The sequence below is a fragment of the Mesorhizobium sp. PAMC28654 genome (assembly GCF_020616515.1).
Classification (GTDB): domain Bacteria; phylum Pseudomonadota; class Alphaproteobacteria; order Rhizobiales; family Rhizobiaceae; genus Mesorhizobium.
This window is the reverse complement of sequence record NZ_CP085135.1, coordinates 5,861,552-5,878,785: the sequence shown is the minus strand read 5'-3', so window position 1 is coordinate 5,878,785 and position 17,234 is coordinate 5,861,552. Positions and strand designations below refer to the sequence as shown.

The following is a 17,234-nucleotide window of genomic DNA, read 5'->3' as shown; positions in this document are numbered from 1 at the left end:
AGATATGCTGAATCAGATTTCCAATCCCAACGAAACCCCTATCGATTCTATCCGCTCGGATTTTGCTCTAGCGCGCGATCGACATCGCCTTTTGTTTTCCATGACATGCCCCGGTTGTTGTAGAGTCCGGCATCCTGCGGATCGAGGCTGATCGCCCGGTCATAATCGGCGATGGCGCTGTCATAATCGCCCTTGCGAGCCCAGGAATTGCCCCTGTTGTAGTAGGCGTCAACGTTTTTCGGATCGATGCCGATTGCCAGGTCGTAGTCGGCGATAGCACGCGAATCGTCGCCCTTCGCTGACCAAGCCAAGCCTCGATTGTTGTAGACGTACACATTGTTCAGCCCAAGCCGGATCGCCTCATCATTGTCGGCCACGGCCCGGTCGAAGTCGCCTTTCTCGAACCAGATCAGCGCCCGGTTGTAGCGGATGCTGGGGTCTTTCGGATCAAGGCTGATCACCTGACTGTAGTCGGCGATGGCACGGTCCTTGTCGCCCTTCCTCGACCAGGCCATGCCCCTGCGGTAGTAGGCATGAACATTCTTTGGATCGAGGCTAATGACCTTGCTGTAATCGGCAATCGCGCGGTCGTCGTCCTTCTTGTGGTCCCAAGCATCGCCTCGGCTGTTGTAGACGGAAGCGATTTCCGGAGCGAGCTCGATAACCCTGTCGAAATCAGCGATGGCGCGATCGTCTTCGCCCTTGCGCGACCAGATCAGCCCCCGGTTGTTGTAAGCCCTGGTGTCCTTGGGATTGAACTTGATGGCGTCGGTATAATCTGCAATCGCCCGGTCATTGTCGCCCTTGTATGTCCAGGCGAGACCGCGATTGTAGTAGGCATCGCCATTTGCCGGATCGAGGCTGATCACCTTGTCGAAGTCGGGAATGGCGCGGTCGTTATCGCCTTTGTGAAGCCATGTGATGCCCCGGTTCAGATAGCCATTGGCGAAATTCGGATTGTAGTCGATGACCTTGCCGTAATCGGCGATGGCGTGATCGAAGTCGCCTTGTGCCGCCAGGGCATTGCCGCGCTTGAAATAGGCAGCGGCATGGCTATCGGAGGGCTCCGTCGGGTCCTCGATCATGCGCGTGCAGGCGGCAATGCGCGTGTTGGCCTCGACATCATTGTCGCCGACGCAATCGCGGCTGGCGGCCAGGGCTGGAAACGCGCAGATGAGCAGGACGCCAAGCCCTGCCAGCGTTAGCCGACAAGGCCTGCGCCACCGGCGAACCGAGCGTAGAACATCAGCTTCGTCAAACGTCACGTCTGCGGAATTCATGATCTCGATTGTTTGCGGCGCTGGTCGTCTGCCGGATCGCAGGTCGCCCGCAATCCAGCATTGCAAAGCCTCTACGTCAAGACACGCGGACTTGGTCCGCTCCGGCGGAAATCTCGAAGCCGCGCCGCGGCCAGCCGATCACATCGGGCGTTTGTCGCCGATCTTGCGTGGGGTGCGCGGTGGCGTGGCGGTGGTCTTGTGCGCGGCGGCGATGCGCAGGATCCGCTCGAAGCGGCTTTCCTCGGCCACTTTGGTCGCCGGCATCGGCTTGCGAGGAAGCGGCTTCGGGACGAATGCACTCATGGAGTGGTCTCCTTAAAGATTGCTGTCCGCCGCAGCCGGGACACTGCCCCGGCGGCATCTCGAAGCGCTAAGCCTCAAGAGCTGAGCGCCAGGATTCAGGTCAGGCCGATCCGAAAACGGGGGTTTCCGAGAACCGGAGCGGAGCGTACTTTTGGGTACGTGAGCACCGGAAGCGCAGGAAACCGCCGTTTGCAGGCCGGCCTCACCTGAATCCGGTTAGTAGCCGCCCATACCGCCGCCGCCACCGCCCGCCGGTGCCGCATCCTTCGGCGGAATGTCGGTGATCATGGCTTCCGCCGTGATCAGCAGAGCCGCGATCGAGCCGGCGTCCTGCAGTGCGGTACGCACCACCTTCGCGGGATCGACGATGCCTGCCTTGATCATGTCGACATAGACCTCGTTCTGGGCGTCGAAACCCTGATTGTGATCCTTGCTGTCGGTGAGCTTGCCGACGACGATCGAGCCTTCGACGCCGGAATTCTCGGCGATCTGGCGGATCGGAGCCTCAAGCGCGCGAAGCACGATCGAGATACCAGCGGTGACATCGGCATTGGCGCCGGTCAGGCCGGCAAGTGCCGACCTGGCACGCAGCAGAGCCACGCCGCCGCCGGGCACGATGCCTTCTTCAACCGCTGCACGCGTTGCGTTCAGCGCGTCGTCGATGCGGTCCTTCTTTTCCTTCACTTCCGACTCGGTGACGCCGCCGACGCGGATGACGGCAACGCCGCCCGACAGCTTGGCAAGACGTTCCTGCAGCTTTTCCTTGTCGTAGTCCGAGGTCGTCTCCTCGATCTGGCCCTTGATCTGGGCGACGCGCGCCTGGATGGTCGCCTTGGTGCCGGCGCCGTCGATGATCGTGGTGGTGTCCTTCTCGATCAGCACGCGCTTGGCGCGGCCGAGCATGTCGATGGTGACGTTGTCGAGCTTGATGCCGAGATCCTCGGAGATCATCTGGCCGGCGGTGAGCACGGCGATGTCTTCCAGCATCGCCTTGCGGCGATCACCGAAGCCCGGCGCCTTGACGGCCGCGACCTTGAGGCCGCCGCGCAGCTTGTTGACGACCAGCGTGGCAAGAGCCTCGCCTTCGACGTCCTCGGAGATGATCAGCAGCGGCCTGCCGCTCTGAACCACCGCTTCGAGGATCGGCAGCATCGCCTGCAGATTGCCGAGCTTCTTCTCGTGGATGAGCACGTAGGGCTCTTCCAGCTCGACGCGCATCTTGTCGGCGTTGGTGACGAAATAGGGCGAGAGATAGCCACGGTCGAACTGCATGCCTTCGACGACGTCGAGTTCGGTTTCGGCGGTCTTGGCTTCCTCGACGGTGATGACGCCGTCATTGCCGACCTTGTCCATCGCCTTGGCGATCATCTCGCCGACGGTGGCGTCGCCATTGGCGGCGATGGTGCCGACCTGTGCGATCTCGGCCGACGACTTGACCTTCTTGGCCTTCGCCTTGATTTCGCCGACGACGGCGGCAACGGCCTGGTCGATGCCGCGCTTGAGGTCCATCGGGTTCATGCCGGCGGCGACGAGCTTGGCGCCTTCGCGCAGGATCGAGGCGGCCAGCACGGTTGCCGTGGTGGTGCCGTCACCGGCGAGGTCGTTGGTCTTCGAGGCCACTTCGCGCACCATCTGCGCGCCCATGTTCTCGAACTTGTCGGCAAGCTCGATTTCCTTGGCGACGGTGACGCCGTCCTTGGTGATGCGAGGCGCGCCATAAGCCTTGTCGATGATGACGTTGCGGCCCTTGGGGCCGAGCGTGACCTTCACCGCATTGGTGAGGATCTCGACGCCGCGCAGCATGCGGTCGCGCGCATCGGTGGAGAATTTGATTTCCTTGGCAGACATGGTTTTTTCAATCCCGTTTTTGTGGTGGGCCCGTTCGTGTGGTGGAGTGGGCCGCTCGCGGAGCTGGCAAAGGCCGGCTCCTCAGAGGATTAGGCAGCCTTCTTGGCTTCGACGGTCTTCTCGATGATGCCCATGATGTCGGCTTCCTTCATGATCAGAAGGTCCTCGCCGTCGATCTTGACTTCAGTGCCCGACCATTTGCCGAACAGGATGAAGTCGCCGGCCTTCACGTCGAGCGGAACAAGCGCGCCATTTTCGTCGCGTGCACCGGGACCGACGGCGATGACTTCGCCTTCCTGCGGCTTTTCCTTGGCATTGTCGGGGATGATGATGCCGCCCTTGGATTTGGTATCACCTTCAGCGCGACGAATGACGACGCGGTCGTGGAGTGGCCGAAATTTCATGAGGTCTTCTTTCTGGGGCCGGCACAGGCGGCCACGCCCCCATATATAGGCGCATTGGCACTCGATAGATAGGAGTGCCAAAAATTATTCCCGGCCGAATTCAAATATTCAAAAGTATTATTTTACCCGGCCGATTCCTGATATTTACCGGAAGCTAAATATTGTAAAAATTGAATTTTCTCCGCTGAGTCCCTATTTATCGGACAAGTTCGGTTTCACAATTTCAAACATAAGGGAGATTTAGCCAATGGCCGAAGGCAATCCGAGTATCATGGAAAAGGCTGAAGCCCGCTTCGTGGACAAGCAGAAGAAGACGGCCGAGCGCAACAAGGCGACCGCCGAATATATGACGGAAGCGAAGCTGCGCATCATCAAGACGGCAAAACTCAGGGAATTGCGCCTGGCCAAGGAAGAAGCCGACCGCGTCGCCGAAGCCTTGAACCCAACGCCGAAGAAGAAGCGGGTGACCAAGAAGGCCGCCGCGATGGAGGCAAAATCATGAGCCTGACCTTCCCCAACCGCAGCCGCAGCTATGACGAGGCCGGCAAGCGTATCCGTTTCGTCGGCCATGATGGCATGTTCCAGATTTCCTTCTCGGTCGCCGCCGACGCCATGTCGAAGATGCGGCCTGGAACCGCGGCCAACGAAGCCGGCTACCTCGCCGCATTCGACACGGAGAGCAACGCCATCCGCGATGTGGCGTCGAAGGCCTATGACCGTACGCGCAAGAGCATGTACGTGCTGACGGCCGCCGATTTCGGCTAGAACCCGATCGACCCCTTGAGCTAAGCACTCGGCACAACTTGAGGGGGCCGTGGAATTGACATCCGCAACGATCAAGACGCGACCGGCAAAGCCCAGGCGCCATGTGGGCGGCTGCCTTTGCGGCGCCGTGCGTTTCGAGGCGATCGGCCCGGCCGGCGCGCCGCACACCTGTTCCTGCCGCATGTGCCAGCGCCACACCGGCGCCCTGACCGCCGCCTGGGTGGAATTCCCAAGCGAAAGCGTGACCTGGACGGGGACAGGCGGCATGCCCTCCGTCTTCCGGTCATCAGAATTTTCAAGCCGCGCCTTTTGTCCCGGCTGCGGCAGCACGATCGGCGCCATTGACGACAAGCCCGTCATTGCCTTGCTGCTGGGGGTCTTCGACAAGCCGGGCGCCAGGGAATTGATGCCCACCTACCACTCTTTCAGGGGCGGACGGCCGAAATGGTGGCACGTCGAGGTGGCCAGCGAATAGAGCAATTCCAGGGTGTGAAACGGTTTTCCGTCCGGAATTGCGTGAAAACAAAGAGATAGAGCGGTTCGGCGTTTCCGTGAAACGATGAACCGCGCTAGACGCGGCCAATCGCATTCCGGTTGGCTCAGATTGTGAACACGGTGCGCCGGGTGCTGTCGTCCCTGGGCCAGGCCTGTTCCACCTGCGATAGCGGAACGACCGTGGACGCGATCTGAAAACCGCCGGGCACGGTGGCCTGCAGAAGACCGTCGACGGCCTGGACCAGGCGCTCAAGCGGAATGCTGCCGATGCCGCTGCCCATCAACTCTATCGCCGAGGACCGCAACGCCGCACTTGGCAAGGTGATGTCGCCGGCGCTCATCGAGCCGACCTGGACATAGCGGATGGGCATCGCACCCTTGCCATGGCGCGCACCGGCGGCGATCAGGCGTTCAGCACTTTTACCCCACAGATAATCGATCACCACGTCCACTCCCTCAGCGAACTGCTCTTTCAGGGCGGCATCCAATGCCGCCTCGTCGTCGCCCAGCGCAATGGTCACGTCGGCGCCAAGGGCTGGCAGCGATTTCAGCGCCTCGGCGTTGCGGGCGACGGCAATGACCTTGCCGGCTCCGAGATACCGGGCGATCTGGATGGCCAGCCGGCCCGACGTTCCCGTTGCACCATTGACAACAACGGTTTCGCCCACTCGGAATTTTGCCCGCTCGGTGTAGGCCGCCCAAGATGACATGCCGGGATTGGCGATCGCCGCCGCCGTCACATCGTCAAGCGCATCGGGCAGCGGCAGGCACCGGCTCACCGGCACCACGGCCCTCTCGGCCATGCTGCCAAAGGGCGCTGATGGCATCAGGAAATAGACACGGCGGCCATCCTCCAGCCGCCCGACGCCATCGATGCCGACGACAAAGGGAAACTTTCCCGACGAACTGTAGTGCGCGCCGAAGGCCCGGCCCTTGACGACATGGCTGATGGCGGCGGCCGTCACGGTAACAATGCATTCGCCCTCGCCCGCAACCGGATCGCTGAACACGCCATAGACCGGCGGTTGCCCGGCTCCCTGAACGATTGCTGCTTTCATGAGATGGTTTCCTTTGAATTTTTATGTGCTAAATACACATATATCGAGGCGGATCATGACGTCAAGAAAAACAGTGCATAATACACATATTAGTGACCAACTGCGGAAACTGCACGGCGCGGTGCTCGACATTGTCAGCATCATGAACCAGCCGCAGCGCGATGAATTCCTGATCAGGGAGGCCGGCATCCGCCTGGATCGGGCGCTGTTCCCACTCCTGGTGAGCGTGGAGCGCTTCGGCCCGATCGGCGTGGTTGACCTCGCCGATCGCGTCGGCCGCGACTACACCACCGTCAGCCGACAGGTGGCCAAGCTCGAAAGCCTTGGCCTCGCCGAGCGCAAGCCCGGCGCAGATCGGCGCGTGCGCGAAGCCGTCATCACGCCCAAGGGCAAGGCGATGACCGATCTCGTCGATGCCGCGCGCGACAGGATCGGGCGCGGCATTTTCGAGAGCTGGGACGCCCATGATATCGACGAGCTGGTGCGACTGATGCGGAAATTCGCTGACGATTTCACCAACCTTCCGGCGGACCCGCATGATCCGCTGGCCGGGGCGTAGGTTCGGCCTGTCAGGCCGAAGCACCGTCATCCACCCGATTGCCGGGATGGGCGCGTTCCCGCGCGGCGGCCACATGCTCCAGTATATGATCGGGTGCGTCTTCCGACACGCCTCCGCGCAGCCCTTCCGCCGCTCCATCAGCCGCCTCCTCGGCGCGCGGGAACATGATCGCCTCATAGTCGGCGACCGCCTGGCGCCAGTCGTTGCCATCAGCCAGCGCCATGGCGAGGTCCGCACCGTCAGCCATCGCCGTGTTGGCGCCCTCGCCGCCGAAGGGCGACATCAGATGCGCGGCATCGCCGATCAGCGTCACGCCCGGCCGGTTGGCCCAGCGATGGCCGACTGGCAGCGCATACATCGGCCTGATGGCCAGCAGCTTCGCCTCGGTGATCAGGGCGCGCAATACCGGTGCGAAATCGGCGAAATGACCGGCGATTTCCTGCCTGGTGCGATCGGGATCGGCGGTGTCGAGCTTGAGCGCGCTCTCCGGCGCCCGCAACGCCGCGTAGACACGGATATGGGCATTGGAACTGCGCTGGCCGACCAGTGTCCGCGACCTGCCCTTGGCGAACATCTTGCCATGTCCGACCAGTGCCGCGAGCGCGGGATGCTGGGCATCGGCATCGTCGATGCCGAGTTCGCAGAAAATCACGCCTTCATAGCAAGGCACCGCATCGGAGACGAGCGGCCTCACCCGCGACCACGCGCCATCGGCGCCGACGACAAGATCGAACGGCTCGCCCGCTTCGCCCCCATCGCCACCATTGGCGAACACGGCATAGCGGCCATCCGCCAGCGGCCGCACGGCCTCAACCTTCTGTCCCCAGCGTACCGTGCCCCCGGGCAAAGCGTCGAGAAACAGCTGGCGCAGCTGAGTGCGATCGATTTCCGGCCGCTCGCCGTCCGGATCGGAGTCCGAAAACAGCAGTTTGCCATCTGGGCTGCAGACCTTGCCGTCCTGGTCCTCGTAGCGCGCGACATTGCGAAAGGCATCCTCCAGGCCCGCAAGGCGCAGCGCCCGCATGCCGGTATCGGCGTGCATGTCGAGCGAGCCGCCCTGCGGCCGCGCCAGCGCATGCTCGTCGCGCTCGAACACCGTCGAGGCGATGCCGTTTATATGCAGGATGCGAGCCAGCGTCAGGCCGCCCGGCCCGCCGCCAATGATTGCGATTTTGGGGGTTTCGGTCGTGGGTTGTTGCGACACGGTCGCCTCCTGTGCTAGAAATTATATAGGGCTCTATATATCTAGATAGGACCCAATGTAAATATCCCGGCAGCAATTTAAATAGGCAACTATGTAAATGTCCGACCCATCCGAGTCCTGGCAGCCCCGGGCGATGCCCGCTATGCTCATCGCCACCGCCGCGCGCTTCCTGTCACGCATCGCCGACACGCGGTTCCGCGAGCTCGGCATCAGCGTCAGCCAGTTGCCGGTGCTCGTCGCGCTGAAGGATAGTGCCCGCCTGTCGCAGAAGGAGCTGACGCGGCTCGCCGGCGTCGAGCAGCCAAGCATGGCGCAGCTTCTCGCCCGCATGGAACGCGACGGCCTGATCCGCCGCGACCCTGACCCCGCCGACGGCAGGAGCAGCCTGATTTCTCTCAGCGATCACGCCATCGACAGGATAGAGCCGGCCCGCGCCATACTGGCCAGGGGCAACAGCGAAGCGCTGGCCGGATTCAGCGAAAGCGAGGTGGAGACGCTGACGGCGCTGCTTCACCGCGTCATCGAGAATGCGCGCGCCGGCAGCGACGCGCCGCCATGCCACGACGCCGCCGCATCCGCGGAAGCGGGACCAACGCCCGAACGCTGATCTCCATCATCCGAAGCTGGGTGAAATCAATCCATCTCCTCGACCATCGCCCGTATCTTCACGGCCTTTTCAAAATGGTCGAATTTGCAGGTTCGTATCCACCATTCCGCGGCTTCCATGAGAAGGTCGGGATCGTCATTCCTGTTTGCGAAAAACGCATAGAACGACAGGCCGACGCCGGGGCCTTTCTCGGAGATTTTGCGATCGCAGACCTCCAGTATCTTTTCCTTCAGGCTCGCTCGCACGGGAATCCTCCTGTTGGTGGTTTCACGCCGACGCGCTGTTTCCGGCGACAAAATGCCGGCCTGGATCGCCGGCACGTTTTGCGGCTTGATGACGGGATCAGGACTTTCGATCGGCCTTTTCGCGCCGCTTTATATCCCGCACATTCATCTGCACGACCATGTCGTCGGCATCGCGTGTGCTCATGCCGACCAAGACCCGATGCTTGAGCACCGCGGGCTGGCCGGTGAAGACGTCGACGATGGTCCAGCTGTGCTCTTGCTCCCTGCGCAGTGCGTAGCGGTTTGGCATGGGTGGAGTTCCAGTTGGTTCGGCCTTGAAGGGTCAGCCCTGCACAATGAAAAACACGGCGGCGAGGACAACGACCGTCCAGACGACGATGGAAAGCTTCAACACCATTGCTCCGTGGGACGTCATAAGCTGGCGCATGCGGTCGGCCATCTGTCCCGGCCGGGCCGGCACTGCCATGACGACCCGCGTCTTCAGCCCGAGCTTTCCGAAGACAGGCAGCAGCGATGGCTCACGCACGAAAGACCTCGGATGTCAGGAGAAGGCCGGAAAGGCCCGGACATCTTCATAACACCTTTTCTCGAATGCCTTGCATGCCAAATGAAAATTGCATGCCGGAGCGTGCCCTTAGGCTGCGTCGGCGCGGCGACCTTTCGGAGTGTCCGACTTGAAGATCCGGAACGTGTTGCGGCCGGCCGCCTTGGCGGCGTAGAGCGCGGTGTCGGCCTTCATGAACAGGTCGCATATCGCGCCCGTCTCGACAAAGGCGACGCCGACCGAGGCGCCGAGCTTGAGCGGTTGGCCACGGACACTCACCGGCTCGCCCATGGCGTCGATGATGCCGCGCGCCAGGCCGGAAACCGCGCCACGGTCGAGATGGGGCCCGAGCAGAACGGCGAACTCGTCGCCGCCGACGCGGGCGACCAGGTCTGCTCCCTGGCAGACCGCGCCGAGGCGCGCGGCCGCTTCCTTCAGGCAATCGTCGCCGACGACATGGCCGAACGTGTCGTTGACCGCCTTGAACCCGTCGAGATCAATCAACAGCAGCGCGCCGACCGTGCCCTGCCCCGCCTGATCAGCTTGCGCCAGGCGCGCCTGGAACTGGCCGCGATTGGCCAGCCCCGTCATCACGTCGAATTCCGCCAGGTAGCGCATGCGATCCGACAGGAGCTTTTCCTCGGTGATGTCCTGCTTCATGCCGAAGATACGCACCGGCACGCCGTCCTCGCATTCGACGGTGGCGGTGATGCGGATCCAGCGGCTGCGGCCGGCAAAGGTGGTAATTTCGCAGTCGAGCGTGAAGCCGCTGCGCTCCTCGATCGCGCGGCCGCGCATCGCCTCCAGCACCTTGCGCGAAGCCGGCGGATAGCATGCCAGTGTCAGCTGGCGATCGGGCACCGTGCCGCGCGGCAGGTCGAACAGATCATAGACGACATCGGTCCAGCGCAGCGTCTCGTCGGGCAGGCTGCATTCCCACACGCCAATGCGCGCGGCGGCTGAGGCGCGGTCGAAGATCTTGCGGCTGTGCGCCAGCGAAACGCCCTGCTCGCGGATCAGCTCCGCCTGCGCGGTCAGTTCGCTCCTCAGCCGCGCGATGGTGGCGGCATCACGCCGGCGGGCGCGCTCGGGCGAGCCCGCCGCGTCCGACACGCCACCGCGCAAGCGCGACGCGTTCGGCCGCGCAGGACCCTTGGGGCTGTACGGCATATGGGCATGTCCAGGCTCTGTTGTCGCCGCCTTCCTTGGAGCGGCAACGCCACAATCGCGCGGAAGCGATTAATATTTACTGAGGAGCGGATGGGCTTGCGAGGAATTGGTGGGGATAGGCCGCTTACCCTGGGTTATGGCGGCGTTCTCAGCCACCCTGCCCCCGCCTGATCTCCTGCGCCACCAGTTCCTGCAACTCCCACAGATTGCGATCGCGGATGCCGCAGGCTTCCAGATGGCGGATGGTCTCGAACAGATATTGCGCGCCGGAGCCCCAATGTCCAACGGCTCGGGCCAGGGTCGCTGCGATCGCCGGCTTGTTCAGCCGGACATAGCGCGGGCTGGCCGGATTGACGACGAAGCCCAGCGCACGCGACACGCCGCCTTCCGTCCTCACCCGCAGCCAGCGCGGCACGTTGACGGCGGGCAGTATGGTCATCTCGCGGCGCAGCAGCGCGTCGAGATTATCAGTCAGCGGCTCGGCGATCTCGAACACCATGCCCTGGCACTGGCCGCCGCGATCGAGCGCCATCATCAGGCCGGGCTGCTCGACCGTGCCCCGGTAGCGCTTGACGGTGAAGCAGAACGACCGGTGCCAGCCCGTCGCCACCGCCCTCTCGCCGCCCCGCACTTCGCCAACCGGATTCCACAACAGCGAACCATAGGCGAACAGCCTTGCCGGCCCTGGCGGCGCGGAGGCCAGCACCTCGTCGCGCACGCGCACATAATCGGCGTCGGTCATGTGGATCATGCCCGGCGTCGGCCCGGCATCCTCGACGACGCGCAGCGTGCGGGCGACCAGTTCCTCGGTCAGCGCCATCGGCGACTTTTGCCGGCTAATCTTCATGTCATCGCTCATCGGATACACCGGGCCATCATTGCTTCGACAGGTGGAAAATGAACATCGAGAACAGCTCGGACTGGCTGGAGATCCTGAGCTTCTGGTGAATGTTCTTGCGGTGATTCTTCACCGTTCCCTCGGCGATGTTCAGCGCGTCGGCGATGGCCGCGCTTGAATGTCCGCGCAGGATCAGCGAGGTGATCTCGATTTCACGCGGCGTCAGCACGCCGCCCGTCATCCTGTTCAGCGTCGCGTTCATCGGATCGACCGGTTCGGCATCGATCTCGCTGGTGCCGAGCCGGGCGTTGCTCCAGTTGCGTTCGATCAAAAGGCGGATCACGGGTTCGGCGTCATGGATGATCTTGAGGTCGCGCCGCCCGAAGGCGGGCGACTCCATCGGCCTGGTGAAGCTGACGACGATGGCAGCACTTCCCACTGGGCGGCAGACGATGCCGACCTCGTCGCGGATTTTGGTCAGGCCGTAGTGCCTGCGGAAATATTCGGAACTGTAGAACTGGTCCGGCGCCATTCTTCTCAGCTGCCTGACACCGATGGCCTTCGGGTCCGTCGCCGCCCGATAGAAGGGGTCGAGCAGGTAGGGTCCGTTCGCATAGGCGGTGATGACGACCGCCGCCCGCGCGGGATCGATATTGTGGTAGAGGCAAACAGGCTTTTCCGTGCCGGAATAGGCGAAGATCATCACGATATCGAGGTCGATGACCGCCTTCAGCGCCTCCTCGATGCGCTGCGGGAAGTCCGGCGTGCCGACCTCCTGGATTGCCGCGGCAATCTTCCTGTTCCATGGCGCGAAGCCTGTCGTCACCGCGATCCTCCCTTCCTCTGGCCGCACGTTGCGGGCCTGCTCACGGCCATACCAATTTTCCTGCCCGTCTGTCCCTAACGGGATATTTTGTTGCGTGAAGCCCAAGCCTAGCCTCAGGGCGAAAATACTGGGGCGGGCCTATATGTCGACAGTCAATGAAGCCGGCGCGACCTTCGCGGCGGGCCTGGAAAAGCTTGGTGCCAGGGCCGTGCATATCGGCATGATGGACCCAGCCGGCGAATTTCGCGACAAGCTGGTCTCCGCCGACAAGGCGGTCAAGCTGGCCGCCAACGGCTATCCGTTCTGCGAGGTCCTGTATTTCTGGGACATCGCCGAGAAGACCTTCATCGACGGCGCCTTCATCGACCGCCCGGCCTTCCTCGATGCCGCGAGCCTGCGCAAATATCCGTTCGCCGACGATGCAGCGCTCTGCATCGCCGATTTCTCCGGCGATTTCGGCAAGCGCTCGCCGCGCAATCTTTGCCAGAGGCTGATTGCCGAGGCCGCGGAACTGGGCTTCGACGTATTCTCGGCGTTCGAATACGAGTTCTTCCTGTTCGACGAGACGCCCGAAAGCCTGCGCGCCAAGGAGTATCGCGACCTCACCTATTTCGCGCAGGGCAACCGCACCTATTCGCTGCAGACATCAGCCATCCATGGTGACCTCCTGCAGGGCCTGCACGACACCATGACGACGATGGGGATCGGCCTCGACGCCATCCACACCGAGCTCGGCCCCGGCTGTTTCGAGGCACCGCTCACTTACGCCAAGGGCCTGAAATCCCCCGACGATGCGGCTTTGTTCAAGAATTTCGCCAAAGGCTACTTCTCCCGCCACGACCTGACCGCCGGCTTCATGTCAAAACTCTCGCCGGCGCTGCCCGGCCAGTCCGGGCACCTGCATGTCTCGATGCGCGACAGGGCCGGGAATGCGGTGTTCGCCGATCCCGACGCGCCGGACGGCATCAGCCGGCTCGGCCGCCATTTCATCGGCGGCCTGGTGGCGCTGATGCCCGAACTGCTGGCGATGTGCGCCCACACCGTCAACGCCTACAAGCGGCTGGTGCCCGGCGCCTGGGCGCCGACTTCAGCCAATTGGGGCGTCCAGAACCGCACGGCGGCGGTGCGCGTCATCAATGACGAGCAGGAATCCACCCGCGTCGAATTTCGCGTGCCCTCGGCCGACGCCAATCCCTATCTGGCGCTGGCGCTCTGCATCGGCGCCGGCCTTTACGGCATCCGCAACGAGATCGAGCCGCCGGCCGGCAGCGGCGAAAACTTCTATGCCGCGACGCCCTCGCCGGAGGCCGTCCCTCCGATCTCGGCCAGGCAACGGAACGGCTCAACGCAAGCGCCGTCGCCCGCGAGATCTTTGGCGACGACTTCATCGACAGCTTCGTCACCGGGCGACGCTTCGAATTCGGCGAGTACCAGAAACAGGTAAGCGAATGGGAGATCAGGCGGTACCTCGGCATCGTCTGATCGGGAGTTTTGGGCTGATAAACAGAAAGGGAGCAAGCAAATGAAAAAGCAGACATCAGGCACCGTGGGCGTTGATCGCCGCGCCGTGCTGAAGGGCATGGGCGGCCTTGGATTGGCGGCCGCCGGCGCGGGCATCCTAGGCATGCCGAAGGGCGCATCCGCCGCCGAAAGCCTCAGCTACATGTGCTGGGAAGGCTACAACGCGCCGTCCATCCTGGACCCGTTCCAGAAGCAGAAGGACGTTTCCATTTCCGTCGACCTGATCACCGATTCCGCTGGCGGCTTCGCCAAGCTCGCCGCCGGTGCGTCGAAGGATTTCGACCTCGTTTCGTCCGACAGCCCGTGGATCGCGCGAATGGGGCCGGCGGGCATCTGCCGCTACATCGACGACAAGGATTTCGCCGACCAGTACGCCGAATTCTACCCGCAGTTCCGCGCGCCGTTCACGCCGCTGCAGTTCGAAGGCAAGGCGACCGGACTGCCGACCCGCTGGGGCTGGGTCGGACCGACGGTCAACACCAAGTTCGACAAGTTGGAGACTTGGTCGAGCTACGCGCCGGTGTTCGATGCCGCCTACAAGGACAAGATCTGCCTGCTCGACTGGGGTGATTGGCCGATCATGCCGCTGGCGCTTTATGCCGGCGTCGACCCCTATGTTCCGCTCGACCAGGCAGCGCTCGACGAAGTGCGCAAGGTTCTGCGCGCGGCCTTCAAGAACACCCGCGCCATCGTCGCCGACCTGGCGATCGCCCAGAAGGGCCTGATCGACGGCTCGTTCCGGGCGCTGATCGGCGGCGGCACCTACGCCACCTCGTCGCTGCGCATGAAGGGCCACGACTACATCCAGTCGATCGTGCCCGAGCCCAGGAACGGCCTCAAGCAAGGCATCATCTGGATGGAGGCGACGGGCCTGATCGAAAACGGCCGCGACTCCAAGGTCGCCGCCGACTTCCTGAAATACATCGTCTCCCCGGAAGTGGCCAAGCAACTGTCGATCACCGAGGCGACCTGCAATCTCGTGCCGAATGCCAAGGCCGAAGCGCTGTTTTCCGACGCGGAAAAGAAGGCGCTGCAGATGGACTATATGTGGACGGCCTGGGACAACAGCCATTTCCACACGGTCGCGCCGAACATCGACGACATGCTGGCGATCTGGCAGGAAGAACTGGCCGCGCGCTAAGCGTTGCCCTCAAGGCCCGCGCGTTCCGGCGCGCGGGCTCCATGATCATTTCACCCACATTCAGGGCGGGCGAGTTTTGACAACCGCAATCATCAACGCGCCAATCATCAATGCATCTGGCATCGTCAAGGATTATGGCTCCATGCGAGCCCTGCACGGCGTGTCGCTCGACATCGGCGCGGGCGAATTCGTGGCGCTGGTCGGCCCGTCCGGCTGCGGCAAGACCACGCTCCTGAAGATCCTCGCCGGCTTCGAGGACCCGACCGCCGGCGTGCTGGAAATCCAGGGCGATAACATGCAAGGCGTACCGGCGGCCAAGCGGCCGACACGCATGGTGTTCCAGAAGCTGGCGCTGTTCCCGCACAAGACCGTGTCGGACAATATCGGCTTTCCGCTCAAGCTGCAGAAGGTCGCCAAGGCGGAGATGGACCGGCGCATATCAGCCATGCTCGATCTCATGCATCTGAAGCGCGAGTACCTGACGCGCTACCCCGTCCAGCTTTCCGGCGGCGAGCAGCAGCGCGTGGCGCTGGCCCGCGCGCTGATCTCGCGCCCCAGCGTGCTGCTGCTCGACGAACCGATGAGCGCGCTCGACGCCAAGCTGAAGAAATCGCTGCAGGCCGAGTTGAAGAAGCTGCACCGTGGACTTGCTTCGGTAAAGTGGAGAGCGGGTTGCTCATTCGGCGGCGTTTCGCTCGAACTGCATCGGGCTGATGTAGTCGAGCGCGGAATGCCGCCGGATGGGATTGTAGAAGCCGTCGATATATCGGGCAATGGCGGCTTGGGCATCGGCGCGGGTAAGGAAAGAGGTGCGCCAGATCAGTTCAGTTTTCAGCGTCTTGAAGAATGTTTCGACCATGGCGTTATCAAAGCAATTGCCCTTGCCTGACATTGAGATGATGACGCCGGCGGCACGCAATTCGGCTTGGTAGTCGATAGAACAATATTGGCTGCCGCGGTCGGAGTGGTGAATGAGGCCGGGTTCCGGCTGCCGCATGACGAACGCCTTGTTGAGCGCTGCCAGAGCCAGGCTGCGGTGTAGCCGGTTGCCAGCAGCCCAGCCAACGACCTTGCGGGCAAACAGATCGATGACGACAGCAAGGTACAACCAGCCCTCCCGCGTCCAGATGTAGGAGATGTCGGCACCCCATTTCTGGTTGGGACCAGTGGCGGCAAAATCCTGGTCGATGACATTGGGGGCAACCGGAAAGGCGTGTTCGCTGTCCGTCGTGCGCTTGAACCGCCGCTTCTGTCTTGCCTGGAGGCCATTCTCCCGCATCAGACGCGCCGTTCGTCGCCGGCCAATGGCAAAGCCATTGTCTTGCAGTTCCCGCGTCATGCGCGGGCTACCATAGGTTCCGTTCGACAGCGCGAACGACGATCGCACATGCGCCAGCATTATCATGTCGTCGCGCTGCCGGCGGCACGCCGGCCGGCGCCCCCAGGCAAAGTAGCCGCTCGGGCTGACACCCAGCGTCGCGCACAAACGGTCCACAGGGAAATCCTTCTTCGCCTGGTCGATGAGCGCGAACCTCACCGACTTCCCTCCTTGACGAAAAAAGCCGTCGCCCGTTTCAAGATATCCCGCTCCTGCCGAAGGATTTCATTCTCCCGCCGCAGCCGTTTCAATTCAGCGGCGACATCAGCATCAGGCGGACGCCCAGGATCGCCCATCTCACGATCCAGCTGCCGACCCATCCATCGCGTCAGCGTCGAGAAACCAACACCAAGATCCTCCGCGATCTGCCGCTTCGTCCGACCGCTCGTTCGCACAAGGCCAACCGCCTCCGCCTTGAACGCATCCGTAAACTGTCTCTGTTTCGTCATCGAGGTCGCCTTTCATCAGAAGGAAACTCTCCACTTTTTCGGGGCAAGTCCACCGCGAACTCGGCACCAGCTTCGTCCTCGTCACCCATGATTTGGAAGAAGCCATGATGCTGGCCGACCGCATCTGCGTCATGCGCGCCGGCGAAGTCGTGCAACTCGGCACGCCCTCGGACATCTATTACCGGCCGGCCAACATGTTCGTCGCCGGCTTCATCGGCGAAACCAATTTCCTGCCGGTCGCCGTCTCACGCGATGACAAGGAGGCCAAGGTCACCTCCCCGCTCATAGGCGACGACGCCGCGGCGATCGCATGGGAGCAGGTCTCCCCTTTCCTCGGCAGCAACCAGACAGCCCTGCTCGTTCGCCCCGAAACCATACGCTTCGTCACCGGCGCGGCCGAGCCCGGCGAATGGGTGCTGAACGGCACTGTCGAGGAATATTTCATCAAGGGCGCTTCGACGCAGTATCGCGTGCGCGTGCCGGGCCTCGACAAGGCTGTGGTCATGGATCTCGCCGGCTCGCTCGAACTGCCCGCAAAAGTCTCCGACAGCGTGCGGATCGGCTTCCATCCCACCCGCTGCTTCCTGCTTTCGGAGTGA

At 62.9% G+C, this 17,234-nt stretch carries 20 protein-coding genes and 2 pseudogenes; 9 read left to right on the top strand and 13 right to left on the bottom strand.

All coding sequences use genetic code 11. From position 1 onward, the window contains the following. Window positions 1–47: 47 nt before the first annotated feature. The 4 genes from LGH82_RS28960 to LGH82_RS28945 all read right to left on the bottom strand — a co-directional run bounded on the left by LGH82_RS28960 (window position 48) and on the right by LGH82_RS28945 (window position 3,835). Window positions 48–1,280 (bottom strand): tetratricopeptide repeat protein, encoded by a 1,233-nt coding sequence (locus LGH82_RS28960; protein WP_227345963.1) that lies wholly within the window; start codon window positions 1,278–1,280, stop codon window positions 48–50. A 138-nt stretch (window positions 1,281–1,418) separates the two neighbouring features. Continuing rightward, entirely contained in the window at window positions 1,419–1,583 is a 165-nt protein-coding gene (locus tag LGH82_RS28955) for a hypothetical protein (RefSeq protein WP_227345962.1), read from the bottom strand. A 216-nt stretch (window positions 1,584–1,799) separates the two neighbouring features. Further along, window positions 1,800–3,431, bottom strand: coding sequence for a chaperonin GroEL (gene groL / locus LGH82_RS28950; protein ID WP_227345961.1), 1,632 nt, complete (start codon window positions 3,429–3,431; stop codon window positions 1,800–1,802). Window positions 3,432–3,520: 89 nt separating this feature from the next. Further along, window positions 3,521–3,835, bottom strand: a complete 315-nt coding sequence (locus LGH82_RS28945) for a co-chaperone GroES (RefSeq protein WP_227345960.1) — start codon at window positions 3,833–3,835, stop codon at window positions 3,521–3,523. A 247-nt stretch (window positions 3,836–4,082) separates the two neighbouring features. Here LGH82_RS28945 and LGH82_RS28940 point away from each other — a divergent pair, with 247 nt between their 5' ends. The 3 genes from LGH82_RS28940 to LGH82_RS28930 are packed head-to-tail and all read left to right on the top strand — an operon-like array spanning window position 4,083 to window position 5,075. Further along, on the top strand, window positions 4,083–4,337 hold the full coding sequence (locus LGH82_RS28940; protein ID WP_227345959.1) for a hypothetical protein: 255 nt from the start codon (window positions 4,083–4,085) through the stop codon (window positions 4,335–4,337). After that, window positions 4,334–4,600 (top strand): DUF1488 domain-containing protein, encoded by a 267-nt coding sequence (locus LGH82_RS28935; RefSeq protein WP_227345958.1) that lies wholly within the window; start codon window positions 4,334–4,336, stop codon window positions 4,598–4,600. Before LGH82_RS28940 ends, LGH82_RS28935 begins: the two co-directional genes overlap by 4 nt. Window positions 4,601–4,649: 49 nt before the next feature. Then, window positions 4,650–5,075, top strand: a complete 426-nt coding sequence (locus LGH82_RS28930; RefSeq protein ID WP_227345957.1) for a GFA family protein — start codon at window positions 4,650–4,652, stop codon at window positions 5,073–5,075. Between the two features lie 124 nt (window positions 5,076–5,199). Here the strand turns inward: LGH82_RS28930 and LGH82_RS28925 are convergent, their stop codons facing one another. Next, window positions 5,200–6,153, bottom strand: a complete 954-nt coding sequence (locus tag LGH82_RS28925) for a quinone oxidoreductase family protein (protein ID WP_227345956.1) — start codon at window positions 6,151–6,153, stop codon at window positions 5,200–5,202. A gap of 55 nt (window positions 6,154–6,208) precedes the next feature. On the opposite strand from LGH82_RS28925, the gene LGH82_RS28920 reads away from it, so the two are divergent. Beyond that, window positions 6,209–6,712: a MarR family winged helix-turn-helix transcriptional regulator gene (locus tag LGH82_RS28920; protein ID WP_227345955.1), complete on the top strand. Its 504-nt coding sequence runs from the start codon at window positions 6,209–6,211 to the stop codon at window positions 6,710–6,712. 10 nt (window positions 6,713–6,722) lie between these two features. On the opposite strand, the gene LGH82_RS28915 is transcribed toward LGH82_RS28920, so the two are convergent. Next, window positions 6,723–7,916, bottom strand: coding sequence for an FAD-dependent oxidoreductase (locus tag LGH82_RS28915; RefSeq protein ID WP_227345954.1), 1,194 nt, complete (start codon window positions 7,914–7,916; stop codon window positions 6,723–6,725). A 133-nt stretch (window positions 7,917–8,049) separates the two neighbouring features. Between LGH82_RS28915 and LGH82_RS28910 the strand changes: the two genes are divergently transcribed. After that, window positions 8,050–8,523 carry a MarR family winged helix-turn-helix transcriptional regulator gene (locus LGH82_RS28910; RefSeq protein WP_227345953.1) on the top strand — a complete coding sequence of 158 codons (474 nt, stop codon included), beginning with the start codon at window positions 8,050–8,052 and terminating at the stop codon, window positions 8,521–8,523. Window positions 8,524–8,549: 26 nt separating this feature from the next. Here the strand turns inward: LGH82_RS28910 and LGH82_RS28905 are convergent, their stop codons facing one another. From LGH82_RS28905 to LGH82_RS28880, 6 genes are all read right to left on the bottom strand, one after another. Next, complete coding sequence (locus tag LGH82_RS28905) at window positions 8,550–8,768, bottom strand: DUF6500 family protein (protein WP_227349713.1); 219 nt, start codon at window positions 8,766–8,768, stop codon at window positions 8,550–8,552. 97 nt (window positions 8,769–8,865) lie between these two features. Then, entirely contained in the window at window positions 8,866–9,057 is a 192-nt protein-coding gene (locus LGH82_RS28900; RefSeq protein ID WP_227345952.1) for a hypothetical protein, read from the bottom strand. Window positions 9,058–9,090: 33 nt separating this feature from the next. Then, on the bottom strand, window positions 9,091–9,294 hold the full coding sequence (locus tag LGH82_RS28895) for a hypothetical protein (RefSeq protein ID WP_227345951.1): 204 nt from the start codon (window positions 9,292–9,294) through the stop codon (window positions 9,091–9,093). A 108-nt stretch (window positions 9,295–9,402) separates the two neighbouring features. Continuing rightward, window positions 9,403–10,482: a diguanylate cyclase domain-containing protein gene (locus LGH82_RS28890; protein WP_227345950.1), complete on the bottom strand. Its 1,080-nt coding sequence runs from the start codon at window positions 10,480–10,482 to the stop codon at window positions 9,403–9,405. A gap of 148 nt (window positions 10,483–10,630) precedes the next feature. Next, a complete protein-coding gene (locus LGH82_RS28885) occupies window positions 10,631–11,341 on the bottom strand; it encodes a gamma-glutamylcyclotransferase (RefSeq protein WP_227345949.1) in 711 nt (236 codons plus the stop codon). 16 nt (window positions 11,342–11,357) lie between these two features. Then, complete coding sequence (locus LGH82_RS28880) at window positions 11,358–12,146, bottom strand: helix-turn-helix transcriptional regulator (protein WP_227345948.1); 789 nt, start codon at window positions 12,144–12,146, stop codon at window positions 11,358–11,360. On the opposite strand from LGH82_RS28880, the pseudogene LGH82_RS28875 reads away from it, so the two are divergent. The 3 genes and pseudogenes from LGH82_RS28875 to LGH82_RS28865 form a co-directional block, all read left to right on the top strand. Continuing rightward, window positions 12,040–13,628, top strand: a pseudogene (locus LGH82_RS28875) (glutamine synthetase family protein). The gene LGH82_RS28880 and the pseudogene LGH82_RS28875 overlap by 107 nt on opposite strands. A gap of 40 nt (window positions 13,629–13,668) precedes the next feature. Next, a complete protein-coding gene (locus tag LGH82_RS28870) occupies window positions 13,669–14,808 on the top strand; it encodes an ABC transporter substrate-binding protein (RefSeq protein WP_227345947.1) in 1,140 nt (379 codons plus the stop codon). Window positions 14,809–14,950: 142 nt separating this feature from the next. Next, window positions 14,951–15,379 (top strand): annotated as a pseudogene (locus LGH82_RS28865) (ABC transporter ATP-binding protein); the annotation flags it as partial. Between the two features lie 105 nt (window positions 15,380–15,484). On the opposite strand, the gene LGH82_RS28860 reads toward LGH82_RS28865, so the two are convergent. Continuing rightward, a protein-coding gene (locus LGH82_RS28860; RefSeq protein ID WP_413771365.1) for an IS3 family transposase occupies window positions 15,485–16,635 on the bottom strand; the annotation gives its coding sequence in 2 pieces (ribosomal slippage) (window positions 15,485–16,371 and window positions 16,371–16,635; 1,152 coding nt in all). Window positions 16,636–16,739: 104 nt separating this feature from the next. On the opposite strand from LGH82_RS28860, the gene LGH82_RS28850 reads away from it, so the two are divergent. Beyond that, window positions 16,740–17,234, top strand: coding sequence for a TOBE domain-containing protein (locus LGH82_RS28850; protein ID WP_319799900.1), 495 nt, complete (start codon window positions 16,740–16,742; stop codon window positions 17,232–17,234).